General features: G+C 71.1%; 21 protein-coding genes and 2 pseudogenes. 13 read left to right on the forward strand and 10 right to left on the reverse strand.

All coding sequences use genetic code 11. The features are described 5' to 3' along the window. From FHR36_RS23345 to FHR36_RS23380, 9 genes and pseudogenes are all read left to right on the forward strand, one after another. The gene (locus FHR36_RS23345; protein ID WP_253800120.1) at window positions 1–714 is read left to right on the forward strand and encodes a GvpL/GvpF family gas vesicle protein; all 714 of its coding nucleotides are present in this window, start codon (window positions 1–3) and stop codon (window positions 712–714) included. Window positions 715–728: 14 nt separating this feature from the next. Further along, entirely contained in the window at window positions 729–980 is a 252-nt protein-coding gene (locus FHR36_RS23350; protein ID WP_253800121.1) for a gas vesicle protein GvpG, read from the forward strand. Between the two features lie 44 nt (window positions 981–1,024). Next, on the forward strand, window positions 1,025–1,462 hold the full coding sequence (locus FHR36_RS23355; RefSeq protein ID WP_253800122.1) for a gas vesicle protein: 438 nt from the start codon (window positions 1,025–1,027) through the stop codon (window positions 1,460–1,462). Further along, window positions 1,459–2,253 (forward strand): GvpL/GvpF family gas vesicle protein, encoded by a 795-nt coding sequence (locus FHR36_RS23360; RefSeq protein ID WP_253800123.1) that lies wholly within the window; start codon window positions 1,459–1,461, stop codon window positions 2,251–2,253. Before FHR36_RS23355 ends, FHR36_RS23360 begins: the two co-directional genes overlap by 4 nt. After that, window positions 2,250–2,492 (forward strand): gas vesicle protein, encoded by a 243-nt coding sequence (locus tag FHR36_RS23365; RefSeq protein WP_253800124.1) that lies wholly within the window; start codon window positions 2,250–2,252, stop codon window positions 2,490–2,492. Before FHR36_RS23360 ends, FHR36_RS23365 begins: the two co-directional genes overlap by 4 nt. After that, window positions 2,489–2,893, forward strand: coding sequence for a gas vesicle protein K (locus tag FHR36_RS23370; protein ID WP_253800125.1), 405 nt, complete (start codon window positions 2,489–2,491; stop codon window positions 2,891–2,893). Before FHR36_RS23365 ends, FHR36_RS23370 begins: the two co-directional genes overlap by 4 nt. A gap of 458 nt (window positions 2,894–3,351) precedes the next feature. Then, window positions 3,352–3,969: pseudogene (locus FHR36_RS40355) on the forward strand (transposase); the annotation flags it as partial. Window positions 3,970–4,105: 136 nt separating this feature from the next. Further along, window positions 4,106–4,588 carry a transposase gene (locus FHR36_RS23375; RefSeq protein ID WP_301330528.1) on the forward strand — a complete coding sequence of 161 codons (483 nt, stop codon included), beginning with the start codon at window positions 4,106–4,108 and terminating at the stop codon, window positions 4,586–4,588. Window positions 4,589–4,704: 116 nt separating this feature from the next. After that, window positions 4,705–5,790, forward strand: coding sequence for a serine hydrolase domain-containing protein (locus FHR36_RS23380; protein WP_253800127.1), 1,086 nt, complete (start codon window positions 4,705–4,707; stop codon window positions 5,788–5,790). A gap of 348 nt (window positions 5,791–6,138) precedes the next feature. Here FHR36_RS23380 and FHR36_RS23385 read toward each other — a convergent pair. Continuing rightward, a pseudogene (locus FHR36_RS23385) lies at window positions 6,139–6,967 on the reverse strand (aminoglycoside phosphotransferase family protein). A gap of 176 nt (window positions 6,968–7,143) precedes the next feature. Here FHR36_RS23385 and FHR36_RS23390 point away from each other — a divergent pair. After that, complete coding sequence (locus tag FHR36_RS23390) at window positions 7,144–7,452, forward strand: DUF7677 family protein (RefSeq protein ID WP_253800128.1); 309 nt, start codon at window positions 7,144–7,146, stop codon at window positions 7,450–7,452. A 162-nt stretch (window positions 7,453–7,614) separates the two neighbouring features. On the opposite strand, the gene FHR36_RS23395 is transcribed toward FHR36_RS23390, so the two are convergent. Both FHR36_RS23395 and FHR36_RS23400 read right to left on the reverse strand, forming a co-directional pair. After that, window positions 7,615–8,622 (reverse strand): acyl-CoA desaturase, encoded by a 1,008-nt coding sequence (locus tag FHR36_RS23395; protein ID WP_301330529.1) that lies wholly within the window; start codon window positions 8,620–8,622, stop codon window positions 7,615–7,617. Between the two features lie 241 nt (window positions 8,623–8,863). Further along, on the reverse strand, window positions 8,864–9,019 hold the full coding sequence (locus FHR36_RS23400; protein WP_253800130.1) for a hypothetical protein: 156 nt from the start codon (window positions 9,017–9,019) through the stop codon (window positions 8,864–8,866). 279 nt (window positions 9,020–9,298) lie between these two features. Here FHR36_RS23400 and FHR36_RS23405 point away from each other — a divergent pair, with 279 nt between their 5' ends. After that, window positions 9,299–10,216 (forward strand): DUF6891 domain-containing protein, encoded by a 918-nt coding sequence (locus FHR36_RS23405; protein WP_253800131.1) that lies wholly within the window; start codon window positions 9,299–9,301, stop codon window positions 10,214–10,216. A 210-nt stretch (window positions 10,217–10,426) separates the two neighbouring features. On the opposite strand, the gene FHR36_RS23410 is transcribed toward FHR36_RS23405, so the two are convergent. From FHR36_RS23410 to FHR36_RS23430, 5 genes are all read right to left on the reverse strand, one after another. After that, window positions 10,427–11,026 carry an alkaline shock response membrane anchor protein AmaP gene (locus tag FHR36_RS23410; protein ID WP_253800132.1) on the reverse strand — a complete coding sequence of 200 codons (600 nt, stop codon included), beginning with the start codon at window positions 11,024–11,026 and terminating at the stop codon, window positions 10,427–10,429. A gap of 51 nt (window positions 11,027–11,077) precedes the next feature. After that, window positions 11,078–11,734, reverse strand: a complete 657-nt coding sequence (locus FHR36_RS23415) for a DUF6286 domain-containing protein (RefSeq protein ID WP_253800133.1) — start codon at window positions 11,732–11,734, stop codon at window positions 11,078–11,080. 89 nt (window positions 11,735–11,823) lie between these two features. Beyond that, on the reverse strand, window positions 11,824–12,174 hold the full coding sequence (locus FHR36_RS23420) for an Asp23/Gls24 family envelope stress response protein (protein ID WP_253800134.1): 351 nt from the start codon (window positions 12,172–12,174) through the stop codon (window positions 11,824–11,826). Continuing rightward, on the reverse strand, window positions 12,171–12,356 hold the full coding sequence (locus FHR36_RS23425; RefSeq protein ID WP_253800135.1) for a hypothetical protein: 186 nt from the start codon (window positions 12,354–12,356) through the stop codon (window positions 12,171–12,173). The genes FHR36_RS23420 and FHR36_RS23425 overlap by 4 nt, the downstream gene beginning before the upstream one ends. A gap of 88 nt (window positions 12,357–12,444) precedes the next feature. Continuing rightward, window positions 12,445–12,915, reverse strand: coding sequence for an Asp23/Gls24 family envelope stress response protein (locus FHR36_RS23430; protein ID WP_253800136.1), 471 nt, complete (start codon window positions 12,913–12,915; stop codon window positions 12,445–12,447). A gap of 150 nt (window positions 12,916–13,065) precedes the next feature. Between FHR36_RS23430 and FHR36_RS23435 the strand changes: the two genes are divergently transcribed. Then, window positions 13,066–13,749: an RNA polymerase sigma factor gene (locus FHR36_RS23435; RefSeq protein WP_301330530.1), complete on the forward strand. Its 684-nt coding sequence runs from the start codon at window positions 13,066–13,068 to the stop codon at window positions 13,747–13,749. A gap of 261 nt (window positions 13,750–14,010) precedes the next feature. Here FHR36_RS23435 and FHR36_RS23440 read toward each other — a convergent pair whose 3' ends face one another. Further along, complete coding sequence (locus tag FHR36_RS23440) at window positions 14,011–14,271, reverse strand: DUF4235 domain-containing protein (protein WP_253800137.1); 261 nt, start codon at window positions 14,269–14,271, stop codon at window positions 14,011–14,013. Between the two features lie 386 nt (window positions 14,272–14,657). Between FHR36_RS23440 and FHR36_RS23445 the strand changes: the two genes are divergently transcribed. After that, the gene (locus tag FHR36_RS23445; protein WP_253800138.1) at window positions 14,658–15,374 is read left to right on the forward strand and encodes a hypothetical protein; all 717 of its coding nucleotides are present in this window, start codon (window positions 14,658–14,660) and stop codon (window positions 15,372–15,374) included. 12 nt (window positions 15,375–15,386) lie between these two features. Here the strand turns inward: FHR36_RS23445 and FHR36_RS23450 are convergent, their stop codons facing one another. After that, window positions 15,387–16,574: an ABC transporter ATP-binding protein gene (locus FHR36_RS23450; protein WP_253800139.1), complete on the reverse strand. Its 1,188-nt coding sequence runs from the start codon at window positions 16,572–16,574 to the stop codon at window positions 15,387–15,389. Between the last annotated feature and the right edge of the window lie 19 nt (window positions 16,575–16,593).

The following is a 16,593-nucleotide window of genomic DNA, read 5'->3' on the forward strand; positions in this document are numbered from 1 at the left end:
GTGTCCGTGTACGTGTACTCCATCACCGCCGCCGACCATCCCCGAAGGCTGGACGGCCTCGTCGGGGTGGGCGAGCCGCCGTCCGTGCTTCGCAGCGTGTGCGCCGGGCCCCTCTGTGCGATCGTCAGCGACGCCCCGGACGGGCTGAGGCCCAAACGCCGTGACATCACCGCACACCAGAGCGTCCAGGAACGCCTGATGTCCGACGGCACCGTTCTGCCGCTCCGGTTCGGCCTCACCGCGCCCGACGACGAGGCGGTACAGGCAGCGCTCACCGAACGCCACGACGAGTACCTGAGCCGGCTCACCGCACTGGACGGCTGCGTCGAGTACCACCTGAAGGCGGCCATCGACGAGAACACCCTGCTGCGACAGATCCTGCTGGAGACGCCCGAGGCCCGGCGGCTCAACGACGAGATCATCGGCGGTGACACCGGCCCGGAACTGCCGCTGGCCCTCGGCAAACTGGTCGCCCAGGAGGTCCGGGCCCGTCACTACGCGCTGGCCACCGGCATCACGGAGGCCCTCCGGCCCCACACCCGCCAGGAGGTCAACACCGAGCCGACGGGAAAGGACTTCCTGAACGTCTCGTTCCTGGTGGACCGGGAGCACGAGCAGCTGTTCCTCACGGCGGAGAAGGGCCTCACCGCCGAACTCGGCGAGGACTTCGACTTCCGGCTGCACGGCCCGCTGCCCGCCTACAGCTTCGTCTGAGAGGGGTAGTCGCCATGGGCCTGCTCACCCAGATCCTCACCCTCCCGCTCGCACCGCTGCGCGGAACGGTGTGGGTACTGGAACGCGTGGTGGAGACCGCCGAGAACGAGTACTACGACCCCGAACCCGTACAGCGGGAGCTCGCCGCGTTGGAGAAAGCGCTCCTGGCCGGTGAGATCGACGACGAGACGTTCGACCGGCGTGAGGACGAGCTCCTCGACCGGCTGGACGAGATCAGAGCCCACCGACAGCAGACCGGCACCTGACCACACATCGCGCAGTCCCGGCCGGAGAAGGAGGCGAAGCGATCGTGACCGACCCTGTGGCCAACCGCCTTGGCTCCTTCCCCTCCAGGTCGGCGCCGCCCGGGGGGCAGTCCTCGGCGAGCCTCGCCGACATCCTGGAACGGGTGCTGGACAAGGGCATCGTCATCGCCGGGGACATCCAGATCAACCTCCTGGACATCGAGCTGCTCACCATCAAGCTGCGCTTGCTGATCGCCTCCGTCGACAAGGCCAAGGAGATGGGCATCGACTGGTGGGAGCACGACCCCTCGCTGTCCTCCGGGGCAGGCAGCCGGGAGCCGCTGGAGGAGGAAAACCGGCGCCTGCGCGCACAGCTCGAGGCCCTGCAGGCCGAGAGGGGCCTGCCACCCGCTGCGGGCACCGACGAGACCCCGGCCCGCCGGCCCGCACGCGCGAGGCGGAACCCACCCCGCACCCGCCCCGACGCAGGGGACGAGCCATGACCGGGCCGACCCTCGCCTACACCTACGCCGTCGCCCGGTGGGCCGACGGCCTCGATCAGGCGGTCGGAGCCGTCACCGGGGTCGCCGGCTGCCGGGTCCATCTGGTGCGGGCCACGCACGAGCGAAGCCTCGTGGCAGCCGTGAGCTCAGTACCCTCCGGCGACTTCGACGAGGCCTCGCTCCGGCGGCACCTGGAGGAGCTGCCGTGGCTCGAGGATGTCGCCAGGGCTCACCACGGCGTGATCGAGGCCATCGCCACCCACACCACCGTGCTGCCACTGCGTCTGGCCACGGTGCACCTCGACGACGGTCGGGTGCGTGCGGTGCTCGACACCCGGCAGGACGCCTTCCTCGACCGCCTCGCCGAACTGGCCGGCCTGCTGGAGTGGGGCGTCAAGCTGTACGTCGACGCCGCAGCCGCCCCTCCCCCGCCCTCCGTCGAGAACCTCAGCCCCGGCCGCGCCTACCTCCGCCACCGCCGGGCCGAACAGGACCTCAGACAGGACAGCTACCAGGCGGCCCGCACGGCGGCCGAACGCATCGACGCCACTGCCCGGCTGCACGCCGTGGACCGGGTCCGCCACCGCGTCCAACTGGGTGAACTGGCGCCGGGCCCCGGCACGAACGTCGTCAACGACGCCTACCTCGTCCCCGCGGAGCACGCCGCGGCCTTCCGCACCGACGCCCTGCGCGCGGCCGACGGCCTGCCAGGCGTCCGGATCGCCGTCACCGGCCCCTGGGCCCCGTACTCCTTCGCCACGCTTCCCCCGGAGGAGGAGGCCTCACCGTGAGAGCAGCCGACGGCCTCCCGGCCACCCCTGACGCCCCCGTGCCGCAGCGGCAGGTCGCCCTCATCGACCTGCTCGACCGTCTCCTCAGCAGCGGCGTCGTCCTCACCGGCGACATCGTCCTGTCCGTCGCGGACATCGACCTGGTGCGGATCTCCCTGCGCGCGCTCATCGTGGCCATCAGCGACCAGCATCCGGCGCCATGGGCCGCGGAAACCCCACAACGGCCCGGAAGACCATGACCGGCGACGCCACCGGCCGGAACCGATTCGACGAGGTCGCCGAAGCAGCCACGCGCGCCTTCCGCCTGCTGCCGGCCACCCCCGACGACTCCGCTCCCGCACAGCACCCGACTCCGGCACGTCAGCCGCGAAGGATCACCACGAGCCCGGACACCGTCGAACGCGACCTCATGAAGCTCGTCCTCACCATCGTCGAACTCCTGCGCCAGCTCATCGAACGCCAAGCACTCCACCGGGTGGAGTCCGGCGACCTCACCGACGAGCAGGAAGAAACCCTGGGCGCCACACTCATGGCCCTCCACGACCGCATGACAGAACTCTGCACCCGCTACGGCCTGACCCTCCAGGACCTCAACCTGGACCTCGGCCCGCTCGGCACCCTCCTCACGCCACCGGACTGACCGCGACCGCCCCCGGCACGACGGCGCCCGGCCGGCAGCAACCCCGCCCTGCGCCGCTCTTCTCCTCCCGCACTCACGTGGCCCCGAGCCGCAGTTGCCCGCCCACGCGTACGAGGACCTGAAGGCGGCCGGCGGCATGAGTTGAGACGCCATGCGCGACTCGGGCCGGGCGCCCGCGTCCCCTGCGCATCAGTGGGCACCACGTCCTCGGTGAGGGTCGGCGCCAGGACTGGGCCGATGGTGGCGGGGACGTGCTCGACCTCGGTTGGTGTTTTCGGTGAGTTCGGGGGTCTGGCTCAGGTTTTGTGATCGGTCACGCTGTGTGAGCGATCTTGGTGTTCTGTCGAGCTCGGAGATCGTCCGAAAGTCGTCGGCAGAGCGCGAGGTGAGGCCGACAGTCGGCGACTGTGACGCAATCCTGTTCCCTGCTTGGGGAGTTGTTGTTCCCGTCGCTTCCGATGGTGGAGGTGATTCGTGTCGAGACGAGCAATCCCGCGGTGCGGGTGGAGATACGGGCGATCGGGGCTGGCGCCTTCTGCGGCGGGTCGTACTCGCGCTGCGGGTGCGCCGGTTCACCTGCCCGGACGGACCGTGCCCCCGGCGCACGTTCGTCGAGCAGGTCCAAGGGCCACCGGGTCCTGGACCTGCTCCCGGAGCGCGACGCCGCCACCCTCATCCCCTGGCTCGCGGCCCACCCGCAGGTCGAGGTGATCTGCCGTGACCGCGCCAGCGCCTACGCGGAGGCCGCCGACACCGCGGCGCCCCAGGCCTTGCAGGTGGCTGACCGCTTCAACCTGTGGCAGAACCTCACCCGCGCCGTCGAACGCACCGTGATGGACCACCGCCCCTGCCTGAACAGCCTCCCCCTGGTCGAGCCGGAGCCGGAACCACAGTGGGAGACCCCGCTGCCCAGCGACAGCGAGACCGGCGCGGCCGACCAGGAGCCGGCCGACCCCACCGGGCGGATGGCCGACCGCCGCCGCGCCCACCACGCCCTGGTCCACCAACTGCTGGAGCACGGCATGAGTATGCGCGAGGTCGCCCGCCACCTGGGGTGGAGCCGCAATACGGTCCGCCGGTACGCGCACGCCAAGCACTGGCAGGACATGGTGAAGGGCCGGCGCCCCCGGGGCAGCAAGCTCGACCCCTTCAAGCCTTGCCTCGCCCAGCGTTGGGAGGAGACCGGCGGGAAGGTCACCGGGAAGGCCCTTCTTGCCGAGATCACCGAACACGGCTACCGGGGCGGCCACACACTCCTGCCTCAGTGGAAGGGCCAGACCCTCCTCGCCCCCGCCACCGCCGCCACCGTCCGTCCGGCAGGTCACCGGCCGGCTGACCCGCCACCCCGCAGGCCTCACCATGGACGAGGAAGTCCAGCGCAAGGCCGTCCTCGCGCACTGCCCCGAACTGGACACCGCCGCCGGCCTGGTCACCTCCTTCGCGGAGATGCTCACCCTCTTGGAGGGCGATCGCCTCACCGAGTGGATCACCGAGGCCATGACCTCGGGCCTGCGCGGGATCAGCACCTTCGCCGTCGGCCTGAACAGCGACTTCGCGGCCGTCCAGGCCGGACTGACCACCCACTGGAACTCCGGCCACGTGGAAGGAGCCGTCAACCGGATCAAGATGCTGAAACGACAAATGTTCGGACGTGCGGGCTTCCCGCTCCTGCGCAAGCGAGTCCTTCTCGCCTGATGCTCCGTCAGGCGAGTGCCAAAAGTGATCAGCCCGTGCGGTCCACCGGTGACAGCCGGGTCGCTCATGAGGTAGGAGTGATCCGGAACGTCTACGGACGGGTAAGGGGTGGGTTGATGGGAAGTGCTGGAGAGCGCCTGGGTGAGGGCGTCGATCTCGGCGACCCGTGGTCTGGGGTGGACGCGGCCCGGCTGGCTCATGCGGCGAAGGAGCAGGGCGAGCGCCCGGTGCCGGGCGTGCGGGACATGGCGTCGTACCTGGCGGCTCAGGTGTCCGATGTCTCGCACCGGGAGGTGGTGGGCCCCCTGCTCGACGGACAGGGGGCGAGCGGGGTCGTCGTGCGGCGAGGCGCGGTGCTCGCCTCCTGGGGAGACCCGGAACAGGAGGAGATGGCCTACAGCGCCACCAAGAGCGTCCTGTCGCTGGTGGCCGGCTTGGCCTTCGACGACGGGCTGCTCCGGCTGGACGAGCCGGTCTGCCAGTCGGTCGACCTGCCGCAGTTCGGCGACGCGCACGGACGGAAGATCACCTGGCGGCACCTCCTGGATCAGACCAGCCAGTGGGAAGGCGAGCTCTGGGGCAAGCCCACCTGGATCGATGCCCAGAGCACCCGTGAGGGGACGGAGTCGGCCGGAGGTTCGCCCGGAGCGGGCTGGGCCTACAACGATGTCCGGGTCAACCTGACCGCCCTCGCGCTCACCGTCCTGCTCCGCCGGCCCCTGCCCGAGGTGCTGCGCGAGCGGATCATGGAGCCGATCGGGGCCTCGTCCAGCTGGTCCTGGCATGGCTATGCGGACTCCGCAGTCGACCTCGACGGCCGGCGGGTCCCCGTGGTGTCCGGTGGCGCGCACTGGGGTGGCGGACTGTGGATCAGCGCCCTCGACCTGGCCCGGATCGGGCAGCTCTGCCTCCGGAGCGGGCAGTGGGGTGAGCGCCGGCTCTTCTCCGCCCGGTGGACCGAGGAGATGTGGCGGCCCTGCCCGGTCAAGCCCAACTACGGGCTGTCGTGGTGGCTGAACGACCATCTCACGGTCTGGCCCGAGGCTCCGTCCTCCGGACGTTGCGCCCGAGGAAACGGCGGCGGCCACCTGCTGTGGGTTGATCCCGCGCGGGACCTGGTGGTGAGTTCGCGCTGGGGAGCGGAGGTCGAGTCGCTCCTCGCGGAGGTGTCGCGCGCGGTCGAGCCGACGCCGGCGGCCTGAGGGCGCGCCCCGCGGTGCCCCCTCGTTGCCGAGCGCGGCCCGAGGTCGTCACCGCCACCTCCGCGTCGGGACCCACCTGGAAGTCGTTCTACAAGCCCGGCCGGGCATCAGGATCCGTCACGCACCGTCACCGATCACAGAACTTGAGCCAGACCCGAGTTCGGGAGCCACTGATCGGGTGACCGACCGGTAGGACCCGGTTCCGGGGCGGCGGTCATCGAGGCGAGGTAGCTTTGCAGGGCGGGCCTTTCGGTTGCCTCCCTGACAAGACCTCGCCGGGGCCGCACCTGTGTGCGGTGCCGGTGTGTCACGGCACCGCCTGGTGGGGCGTGTTGATGGGCTCGTTCGTCAGCGGATGTCGAGCAGGGCATGGGCGATGGCCGCCTGCTCCGGTTGGAGCGTGCTGGCGCCGTCCTCGATGTCCCACAGAGCGTTCTGCAGGACGCGCCCGAGCGTCCACGCGATGGCTTGCCTGCGGTCCAGCCCGATGACCTCGGCCATGAGATGGAGCCGGTAGTTGACGGCGCGGGGGACGTTGCCGGTGGCCACGACGTCGTCCCATCGGTTGCGCAGGGCGGGTAGCAGCTCGAAGCCGGGGTGTCCGGCGAGCGGCTTCGGGTCGATGGCAAGCCACCGCGTCCGTCCCGCGGGTTGGGAGGAGGGGTGCTGGGCGAGGACGTTGTCGTAGTGAAGGTCCCAGTGCATGAGCCGGTCGCCGGGTTCCGGGAGAACTTCCCGCGTCGCGGCCGCGCAGGAGACCAGGGGCCAGGAGCTCGCTGAGGATCTGCAGTGCGGCGGTGTCATCTGCCACGCCGGCGAGTGAGCGGCTTGCGTCCAGCCGTTCGAGGAGCATCGTCCCGGTGTCGGGGTCGCTGTCCAGGAGGCGGACCGCGTCGCGGCCGGACCACACGTGCAGGGCGAGCGGTTCGCCTCGGGTCTCCTCGTCCACTGGCTGCAGCTTGAGCACCGCGGCGGTGCCGTCCGCCCGGACGACCGGAAGGACCAGCGCGACGACCCCGTGGGCCGGCGGACCGTCCGGTCGCAGGTCCCCGCAGTCCAGGAAGCTCTCCGCCAGGGCGGGCAGGGCGGTGACCCATGCCCGCCCGAGGTCACCACGATGGGAGGCGGCCAACGCCTCGGGGACACGGATGCGATGGTGCGGTGAGCCGACGGTCATGGCGCTCCTGCTTCGACGCCTGGTGATGTCCCAGAATGCCTCAGGACGGCCGTCCGGGTGTGTGCGTGACCGAGACACGCTGTTGCGGTCCGTCATCCCGTGGGAGCCGTCGTGCCCGGAGCGGCCGACATGGGGTCGGCGATGCAACCATGGCCGGCGGCGGCTGGATTCCTGGCATGCCATCACACCTCGGTCCCGGCGCTTCGGGCGCCTTCCGACGCTTCGCCGGACGGCTCGCCCGTGGCTCACTGGGCCTCCCCGTGCCGGAAGGGATCGACTTCTGGGAAGAGCTCGGCGAGTCGCCTTCTCAGGCGGAGACCTGCTTCGCCATCTTCGCCAACGTTCTTGAACTGGACGAGCAGGGCGAGCCTGTCAACGAGAAGCACGCCGGGCGCAGGGCAGCGACGTGGCTCTACAAGTACTGCACCGGATCGCTGCCGCCGGGCGAGCCGGACCTCGAACCGTGGGAATGCGAACTTCATTGACCAGGACGAGCCTCAACCCACCCTGGACGCCATGAGGTTCGAGCAGCCGTCGCCGCGCGGCGCCCCGCGGCCACGCGGTCGCTGCCGCCGTCGTGCCCCGGCCTGTCGACCAACCCTGTCGAGGGCCCCGCGGAGCACGGACGGCCACGGGGGCCTCCGGGGTCAGGGGCGCCGGCGGGTTTCGACGCGGGCGGGGAGGGGCCAGCGGACGTCGTGGACCCAGCCGAGGAGCTCGGCGAGGCGGATGACGGCGGCCGTGGGGTCGATCTGGTGGCGGTCGACGCCGTGGCGGGCACAGGTCGGATCGGCGTGGTGCAGGTTGTGCCAGCTCTCGCCGAAGGAGAGCACGGCGAGCGGCCACAGGTTGGTCGCCCGGTCGTGACGGCGGGTCCGGAAGGGTCGCCGGCCGACCATGTGGCAAAGGGAGTTGACGCTCCATGTCACGTGCTGCAGCAGGGCGACGCGGACGAGTCCGGCCCACAGCAGTGCGGTCAGCGCGGCGTGCCAGGTGCCGCCGATCGCCCAGCCCGCACCGGCGGGGATGCCGAGGGACAGCAGGCACAGCCACGGGAAGGCCCGGGAGACCGCCCGCAGGTCCGGGTCGGCCAGCAGGTCGGGGGCGTAGCGGCTCGGCGGGGTGACATCGCGGCTGAAGAGCCAGCCGACATGGGCGTGCACCAGTCCGCGGAGCTCGCCGGCCACGGATGTGCCGAAGCGGTACGGGGAGTGCGGGTCGCCGGGCCGGTCGGTGAAGGCGTGGTGGCGCCGGTGGGTGGCGACCCAGCCGATCACATCCCCCTGGAAGCTCATCGACCCGGCGATCGCCATCGCGACCTTCATCGGGCGGGCGGCAGTGAAACTGCCGTGTGTGAGACCGCGGTGGAAGCCCACGGTCACGCCCAGACCCGTCACCGCGTACAGGGCGACGGCGAGAGCGATGTCGGCGGGACCGATCAGACTCCCCCACAGCAGCCATGCCGCGAGCGCCAGCGCAACGAAGGGAAACGCCACGACGACGGCTGTGAGCGCCGACCGCCACGCCGGAGCCCTCTCGTACGCGGCAGCACCGCCACGCGGGAAGGGCGAGACACCGTCGTAAGGGAGCGCGGCACGGCGCGCGAATCGGGCCCCGCGCTCGAGCGGTGGGTGTTCGGCGGCTTGCCCGGTCATTTCCGACTCCTTCGCCGTCGTGGTGGTGAGCGGCGCGGCCGGGGGCTGGGGCAGCACATCACGGACCCCAGGTACGTGTCCGTATCCGCGCAGTCCCGCGCGGGCGAATCGCGCAGAAGGAGCCGGACCCAGGAAGCGTCCGCTCCGGGGAAAAGGCTTGGGGCGGATGCGCCGTCCCCACCCGGGCGGGGTGGGAACGGCTCTGGTGCGACGCCGGCGAGGCGAGGACATGCATCCGTGCCTACCAGTAGTGGCGGCGGCCGGCGACCTCGTGGCCGACCGAGCCCATGATCAGCAGAGCGACGCCGATGAGGGCCAGGACGGCGCCGATGGTCCACAGGAAGGGAAGTCCGGCGACGAGTCCGATGAGGAGGAGGATGACTCCGAGGATGATCATTTTGTGCTCCGTGTTCTGCCCCCCGGTGTGATCCTCCGTCCTGACCTGCGACGGAGAATGTGCTGCGTCCCTTTTCCGGGTCCGGGCGGGAATCTTTTCCTTTCCTTTCGGTATACGGTCGACGCCGCCTACTCCCGCGTCTGATCCGAAGTGGCTGTTTCAATCTTCGGTCGACGCGCCGTTCGCCCCCGTGTCCGATGCGAGGGCCTAGGAACAGATCAGGACTGGTCGGGCTGCCGCAGCAGGTCTGCAGTCGGAGGGGTGTGTCAGAGTCTGCGCATGCTCGAGATCGTGGTGAAGACGGAGAAGTGGGAGCGGCACGTCCGTGTGTCCGCCGAGGAGCTGGCTGGGTTGGTCCGGCGAATCGGTGGTGACGGTGACCTGTTCCTGGTGGTCCAGCGGATACCCGACCTGCCTGACGTCTTCGCCCAGGTCTGGCACAAGGCCGGTGGTGACTACACGCTGGAGTACCGCGACGGTGCCGCTGACCGGCACTTCCAGGCGATGGCCGACGGGCCTGAGGTCGTGATTGCGGCGATGGCCGGCTGGGCCCGCCAGGAGCCCCGATGGGACGGTGGTCTGAATTGGTCGCTGCTGGACATGGGCCCCGCCCGGGAGGTGCCGCCGCTCGACCTCGACGAAGACGAGCGCGTGGAGTTGGAGAAGCGCGTCCGCGAGGTGCTGGTCGGCGGCTACGCCTCGCGCGCCGAACTGGCCGAACTGGCCGAGGAGTACCTTGTCACCAAGGACCGCCGGCCCGTCTCCCGCGAGCAGGCGGAGGTGCTGGCCGACCGGTTGTGGCTGGAGCGGGTCGCGGAGCAAGCCGCATGGCAGGGCGAGACCGACCCTGAGCGGCTCACCCGCGCGTTCACCGCCCTGCAGAAGGCTGGTATCACCGCCCGCGAGAACTTCACCTGTTGCCGTAGCTGCGGCCAGTCCGAGATCGGCGGCGAAGGCGGGCCCAACGCCCGTGGCTTCGTCTATTTCCACACCCAGTGCACGGACTCCGCCGCAGCCGGCCACGGACTGATGCTCCTCTACGGCGGCTTCGACGACTCGTCCGAGACCACTGCAGCCATCGGCCACGAGGTCGTGGCCGCCCTCGAAGCAGCCGGCCTCCGCACCGAGTGGGATCACGACCCCCACCGGGCCATCACCGTCACCGCCCTGGACTGGCGCCGCCGCCTGGTGGGCTAGGGACCAACGTCAAGGATCACTCCCCCATGAGGAGTGAGGCGAGGGTGACGGCCGCCTGATAGCACTCGGCCGTTTTCTCGTATCGCGTTGCGAGGCCAAGCCGCTGCTGGGGCCGCTACGCGGGAAGGCTTCAATCATTGCGCTGAGCACGCGGTGGTGGGCTGCCTGCCGCGCCGGGCCCTGAACCCTGGTGATCTCGGGTCACTCCGCTCACTCCGCGCGGTGGGGCCGGTGGGAGGCGACGCGCAAGGTGGCGCGAGCGGGGAGATGCTCCCATCCGGTGCTCTGGCGGGCGCGTTGCACAGTGCTTTCCAGGGCGTGGTGCACGTCGCGGGGGCGGGCGTCCGGATCGAGGGTGACGTCGAACGTGGCATGGGGCTGCCGGGCGTGACCGATCAGGCGGGTGCGAGCCTCGTTGACGCCGGGGAGCCGGGCGGTGTCTGCGGCCAGGGCGTCGCTGAGGGCGCCGTCGTAGAGTCCCACACCGTCCACGGGCGGGTTGCCGACCGGCAGGCGTCCGGGGTGCCGGTGGCGCAGCTGTGCCAGGAGCCACCACAGGGCGAGGGCGATGAGGATGGCAAGAGCGGCGATGACGGTCGGCCACCACCAGTCCTCGCCTGTCCAGCGGGTGCGGTCATGGGCCGGCAGAAGCGTGTCGTGCGGGCTGGTGAGGGGCCAGCCTGCGGGCGGTGCGAGGCCCCAGCGCCGGTAGAGGTCCAACCCGCCGGTCAGCACCAGCAGGCCGCCGCCCAGCAGGACCAGTCCGGCGATGGTCAGCAGGGTTCGGTTGAGGACGGAGTGAGAGTTCATCAGATCTGCTCCTGAGGCGGTCGGCCCTCGGTCGCCGTCGCAGCGGCGCGGTCATGGGCGCCGGCGGGCACGGACGGTGAGACGGGGGACCTGGGCGAGGCCGAGGGTGTCAAGCTGCGCTGTCAGTGCTTCGGTCACCTCTGTGCGCACGGTCTCCAGGTCGCGGAAGGTGATCTGCGCGCGGGCGTTGATCCGGCGCCGCCGCACCCTGATGTCGGCGTGGGAGACCCCCGGAACGCGCAGGGCGGTGTCGCGCAGCAGTCGTGCAGCGCCGTCGCGGTCGAGGACGGCCTGCGGTGTGTCCGCGTTGTCGGGGGCGGCCATGGGCAGGAGGTGCCAGCAGCCGGGAGTGAGCGCCAGGATGATCAGCCACAGGCCGAGGGCAGCGGCCACTGCCGCGCCGGTGATGACCCACGGGTCGTCGATCGGCCGGGTGGCGAGTTCGTCGGCGAGGGTTTTGCGCCAGGCGGCGGCGGTGTGGCCGGTGCGTACTCGGACCACGTCGAACAGCATGAACCCGCAGGCTGCCAGGATGACGAAGGCCAGGATCGCGGCGGGAACCCTTCGCTCGGACCACCAGCGTGACGCCGTACGGCCGGGCTCGGTGTGGGCCGCGGGTGTGCCGGCCGGGCTGCTTTCGGGCGGACCGCCCTGCGCGGTGGCGGATTCGGGGTCCGGGTCGGAGACGGCCGGGTTCTGATGTGTCATGCCGGCTCTCCCTGAGATCTGGGGCGGCGGGCGGGGCGGCTCCTCGCGGTGGTCCGCGGGGAGGGGCCTGCCGGGGCGTGCGCTGCTGGTCAATGGACGCGGCCGCCGCTGCCCTCGGGGCGCAGGTGGCGGATCGCGAGGGCGACCTCGGTGACCTCGAGTCCGGTCAGGTGGCCCACGCGTTGGGTCACCTGTCGTTGCAGTTCGCGGGCGGCTGCGGCGAGGTCGATCGGGTAGGGCAGCTCGACGGCCAGCCGAATGCGGGCGGAGCCGCCGTGGACGTGCGCCGACGCGTCGGGAGTCGGCGGTGCGGGCCGCCTGGGGCGGTAGGGCTGTGCGAGGAGGGCCTCGCGGCCCGCCCGCGCGGCGATCCTGGCCACCACGCGGTCCGGGATGACGGTCGCGCCGCGCCGGCTCGGCTCGACGGGTTGCGGGGTCATCGGCGCCGGTCCTCGGATCGGGGTCGGCGCCAGTCCCTGAGGTCCTCGCCCTCCGCGAGGAGTCCGATGACGAGTCCGACCACGCCGAGGACGAGGACCAGGAGGAAGGCCCAGAAGCCACCGAAGTATCCGGCGAATCCCAGTGCCATTCCCGCGAGCAGACCGAGTGCGGCTGTGCTCATCTCACATGCTCCTTGTTCGGGTCGCCTGGGTCGCCGGAATCACCCGGCTGGATCCGGAAAGCGACGGCGAGGGCTGGGCGGCTGCCGGTCAGCTGACGCGGCTCTCGGTGTCGTCCTCCTCGTCGGGGAGGTGGACGTCGTCGACGGCGATGTTCACCTCTACGACCTCCAGGCCGGTCATGCGTTCCACGGCCGAGATGACGCTGACACGCACGTCGCCCGCCAGGTCGGTGATGGGGACGCCGTACTCGACGACGACCACGAGGTCGACGGCGGCCTGGCGCTCTCCCACCTCGACCTTCACTCCGCCCCTGACGCTGGCCCGTCCTCCGCCCGGGACGCGTTCACGTACCGCGCCCAGGGTGCGGGACATCCCGGCTCCCAGGGCGTGGATACCGGGAACGTCCCGAGCGGCGGTTCCCGCGATCTTCTCCACGACGCCGTCCGCGATGGTCGTCCTCCCCCGATCCTCGGGCGCCCTGTCCGCGCCGCGTCCTTGCAGGCCTTCGTCTGCCGGGCGCCCGTCGTCCTGTGGGTAGCTGCTGGACGTGTCCGTCATGGCAGGCCTCCTTGACCTCGCCCGGTGGGGACCCGGCCGGGCCCGCCGAATGGTTGGACGCTGCCCGCACGAAATGCTCACGCGGTTGGCATGACTGTTCGCGCGCAGGACAGACGGAGGGATGAGGGGGCCCGGCAACCGGACGGCAAGATGAGCACGGCAGAAGCCCACACCACCGAGAGCGTCCGCGAGCGACCCCCTCGGCCCCACCCCCGCCGCGAGCGGACTATCGCGTCCGCGCCTCGGCACTTCCCGTACCCACCCGCTGCGGGCCGCCCGGACCGCACCGGCCCGCTCAGCGACCGGCTCCTCGCGGTCCGGGCGGCGGAAGGCGATGAGGATGCGTTCGCCGTCCTGGTGGGACGCCACAGCACTGCGCTCCTCGTGGTCGCCCGGCACCTGACCGGCAATCGGCAGGACGCCGAGGACATTGTCCAGGAGTCCCTGCTGAGTGCGTGGCGGCGACTGCCGGACTTCCGGGGGGACGCCACATTCGGGACCTGGCTCTACCGCATCGTCATCAACCGCTGCCTCAGCTTCCTGCGCAGCCGCCCCGTGCCCCCCGTCCCCCTCGACCTTCGGCCCGAACCCGCGGCCTCCCCGGCGCGCGGAGCGCCGGAGCGGGCCGCCGAGGTCCACGCCGCAGCATGTGCTCTCGCTCGCGCACTGGGCGGCATCAGGCCGGACCAGCGCTCCTGCTGGATCATGCGCGAGCTGCACGGCATGCACTACGGCGAGATCGCACGAACGCTCGGTGTCAGCGAACAGACGGTGCGCGGCAGGCTGTTCCGCGCACGCCGGTCCCTGGCGGAGGCGATGGATCCATGGCGCTGAACCATCGGCCGTCCCGCGCCGGCGCCCGGCGGGAGTGTCTCGCTCACGCTGGACCACGCTGGGCATGGTCGACGAGACCCGCTCCGGGGATGTCCACGTTTCTGCCCGTGGTTTCCGCGTGCGCGGGCGAGGGGCCGACCGGGACGGCCGGGCCGGCCGCACGCGGCGGCGAGCCACGCCACTGGCACGGACATGCAGGTGTGCACCCGAACTGTCGCAGAGCGGTGCTCTGCGACAGGGCTCCCGCTCGGTCGGCGGGTGTCAGTCGGGCCAGATTCCGGTGAGGCGGCGGGTCCCGGCCGCGCCGCCGCGGTCGATCGCGGCTTTGACCAGGGCGAAGACCGCTCCTTGCAGGGCAGCGGCCAGGAGTACCTCTCTCCAGGTACGGTCCCGGTCCGTGACTCGGGGCGCGTCGTCCTCGTGGCCGAGGAGCGCCCACAGGCGCCTGAAGACGGCGCCAGCGACGAGGCCGCCCAGGGCCCCGAACAGCAGACCCAACGGCTTGTAGAGGATCTTGACCATCGCGCTCTCCTCGCTGGACGTGGCACTTCACGGCAGGGCGGTCGTTGTGCGTCTGCCCGTACCGGGCACAGCCAATCCGCCGAACGGACCCGCCCCGAGGGACACGGCGAAGTCCGCCGACGAAGAGAGACGAAGAGTCTCGCGAGCGGTACGCGGAACGGCGGAACGGAAGCACCGACACCCCAGGACGTCCGGGCCGAATCCGAGGACGGGGACGACGAGGGGGCACCGCCGGCCGACGGCACTCGGGCCGCCGACGCGGAGCGGCCTGCCCGGTGCGGCGAGAGGTCGAGGGGCTGTGCCGGGTGTGGTCGGCCGCTCGGCGTACAGACGCAGAGCGGGCCGCCCCACACCGTGGCGCATGCTCCGAACGAGGGGACGTGGTCATGACGCGAAGTCGCCTGGAGTCCCGGCTCCGGCATCCGCGGCACGAGCGCCGCGGGGAGGCCCGGCTGCCCGCGGTCGCGGCCACGCTGACGGCGATCCTGCTCTACGTGGCGCTACCCGAACAGCTCCTGATCGCGCCGCGATACCTGCTTCCGGCACTCGAGGTGCTGCTGCTCGTCCCGCTGATCGCCGTCAACCCCCGGCGACTGACCCGCCAGACCCGTCTGTCCCGCGCCGGTTCGCTCACCCTCGTGGCACTGATCGGAGCCGGCAACCTCACCGCACTCGGCATGCTCATCCACCAACTCGTCTCGTCCCAGGTCAAGGACGGCAGCCAACTGCTGGTCGCGGCCCTGCAGGTCTGGCTCACCGACATCATCGTCTTCGGGCTGGCCTTCTGGGAACTCGACCGCGGCGGCCCCGTCACCCGAACCCAGGCACCACGCGCCGAGCTCCCGCTCGCGGACTTCCGCTTCTCCCAGGACGAGAACGACGACGCCGTCCAGGAGGTCTCCGACGGCGCGAGCGGATCGGCGGACTGGGTGCCCACCCTGCCCGACTACCTCTACGTCTCGGTCACCAACTCGACCGCGTTCAGCCCGACCGACACCATGCCGCTCTCCACGCGCGCCAAACTGCTCATGAGCATCGAGAGCATCGCCGCCCTGCTGACCTCACTGCTGGTCATCGCCCGCGCGGTCGGCGTCCTGCGCTGAACCCGCTCCCGGTCAGTACTCGGCGCGCTCGGGATGGGTGAGGTTGGCGCCGGTTGCGGGGTCGAAGACGTGGATGCGGGAGGTGTCGATCCACAGGTCCATCGGGCTGCCTTCGGCCGCGCGGGTGGCGGGGTCGAGGCGCGCGACGATCCGGTGGCCCCGCATGCCGGTGTCGGCGAGCCCGGAGTCGGCGGCGAGTTCGGCGAGTTCGGTGATGCCTGCGGGGCCGCCCTCCTGCGTGAAGTGGACGTAGACGTCGGACCCGACCGATTCCCGGACGTCGACGGTGGCGGTGCAGGCCTGGCCGGTGCGCCGCTCGCCGACGAGGGCGGCGTCCTCGAAGTCCTCGGGCCGGATGCCGACGATGAGCTCCCGGGGGGCGTCCTGCCGCTCCAGCAGTCGGCGCAGGCGGTCGTCGACGGCGAGATCGCCGAGCGAGGTGCGCAGGGCGTTCTGTTCGAGGGTGGCGCCGAGGAAGTTCATCCCCGGCGATCCGATGAATCCGGCGACGAAGAGGTTGACGGGGGCGTCGTAGAGGTGCTGGGGCGTGCCGACCTGCTGGACGAGCCCGCCGCGCATGACCACGACCCGGTCGCCGAGGGTCATCGCCTCGACCTGGTCGTGGGTCACGTAGACCGTGGTGGTGCCGAGCCGGCGCTGCAGGGCTGCGATCTGGGTGCGCATCTGGACGCGGAGTTTCGCGTCGAGGTTGGAGAGCGGCTCGTCCATGAGGAAGGCCTTGGGATCGCGCACGATGGCCCGACCCATCGCGACGCGCTGGCGCTGGCCACCGGAGAGGTTGGCGGGCTTGCGGTCGAGGTGCTGGGTGAGGTCGAGGATGCGAGCGGCCTCCTCCACCTTGGTCCTGATGACGGCCTTGTCGACCTTCGCCAGCCGCAGTGCGAAGCCCATGTTGTCGCGGACGTTCATGTGCGGGTAGAGCGCGTAGCTCTGGAAGACCATGGCGATGTCGCGGTCTTTGGGCGCCCGGTCGTTGACCACCCGGCCGTCGATCCTCAGGGTCCCCTCCGTGATGTCCTCCAGTCCCGCGATCATGTTGAGGGTGGTGGACTTGCCGCAGCCGGAGGGGCCGACCAGGATGACGAACTCCCCGTCGGCGATGGTGAGGTTGAAGTCTCTGACGGCGAGTGCGCCGTCCGGGTAGCGCTTGGTGATGCCGTCGAGGACGATCTCGGCCACGGTCTGCCTTCCTGTCCCG

Source organism: Kitasatospora cinereorecta (assembly GCF_024172095.1).
GTDB classification, from domain to species: Bacteria; Actinomycetota; Actinomycetes; order Streptomycetales; family Streptomycetaceae; genus Kitasatospora; species Kitasatospora cinereorecta.

Excerpts from the sequence above, each read along its gene's own strand:
- FHR36_RS23350 (WP_253800121.1), top strand. The coding sequence starts at position 729 with ATGGGCCTGCTCACCCAGATCCTCACCCTCCCGCTCGCACCGCTGCGC.
- FHR36_RS23360 (WP_253800123.1), top strand. The coding sequence starts at position 1,459 with ATGACCGGGCCGACCCTCGCCTACACCTACGCCGTCGCCCGGTGGGCC.
- FHR36_RS23370 (WP_253800125.1), top strand. The coding sequence starts at position 2,489 with ATGACCGGCGACGCCACCGGCCGGAACCGATTCGACGAGGTCGCCGAA.
- FHR36_RS23380 (WP_253800127.1), top strand. The coding sequence starts at position 4,705 with ATGGGAAGTGCTGGAGAGCGCCTGGGTGAGGGCGTCGATCTCGGCGAC.
- FHR36_RS23390 (WP_253800128.1), top strand. The coding sequence starts at position 7,144 with ATGCCATCACACCTCGGTCCCGGCGCTTCGGGCGCCTTCCGACGCTTC.
- FHR36_RS23395 (WP_301330529.1), bottom strand. The coding sequence starts at position 8,622 with ATGACCGGGCAAGCCGCCGAACACCCACCGCTCGAGCGCGGGGCCCGA.
- FHR36_RS23400 (WP_253800130.1), bottom strand. The coding sequence starts at position 9,019 with ATGATCATCCTCGGAGTCATCCTCCTCCTCATCGGACTCGTCGCCGGA.
- FHR36_RS23405 (WP_253800131.1), top strand. The coding sequence starts at position 9,299 with ATGCTCGAGATCGTGGTGAAGACGGAGAAGTGGGAGCGGCACGTCCGT.
- FHR36_RS23410 (WP_253800132.1), bottom strand. The coding sequence starts at position 11,026 with ATGAACTCTCACTCCGTCCTCAACCGAACCCTGCTGACCATCGCCGGA.
- FHR36_RS23415 (WP_253800133.1), bottom strand. The coding sequence starts at position 11,734 with ATGACACATCAGAACCCGGCCGTCTCCGACCCGGACCCCGAATCCGCC.
- FHR36_RS23420 (WP_253800134.1), bottom strand. The coding sequence starts at position 12,174 with ATGACCCCGCAACCCGTCGAGCCGAGCCGGCGCGGCGCGACCGTCATC.
- FHR36_RS23425 (WP_253800135.1), bottom strand. The coding sequence starts at position 12,356 with ATGAGCACAGCCGCACTCGGTCTGCTCGCGGGAATGGCACTGGGATTC.
- FHR36_RS23430 (WP_253800136.1), bottom strand. The coding sequence starts at position 12,915 with ATGACGGACACGTCCAGCAGCTACCCACAGGACGACGGGCGCCCGGCA.
- FHR36_RS23435 (WP_301330530.1), top strand. The coding sequence starts at position 13,066 with ATGAGCACGGCAGAAGCCCACACCACCGAGAGCGTCCGCGAGCGACCC.
- FHR36_RS23440 (WP_253800137.1), bottom strand. The coding sequence starts at position 14,271 with ATGGTCAAGATCCTCTACAAGCCGTTGGGTCTGCTGTTCGGGGCCCTG.
- FHR36_RS23445 (WP_253800138.1), top strand. The coding sequence starts at position 14,658 with ATGACGCGAAGTCGCCTGGAGTCCCGGCTCCGGCATCCGCGGCACGAG.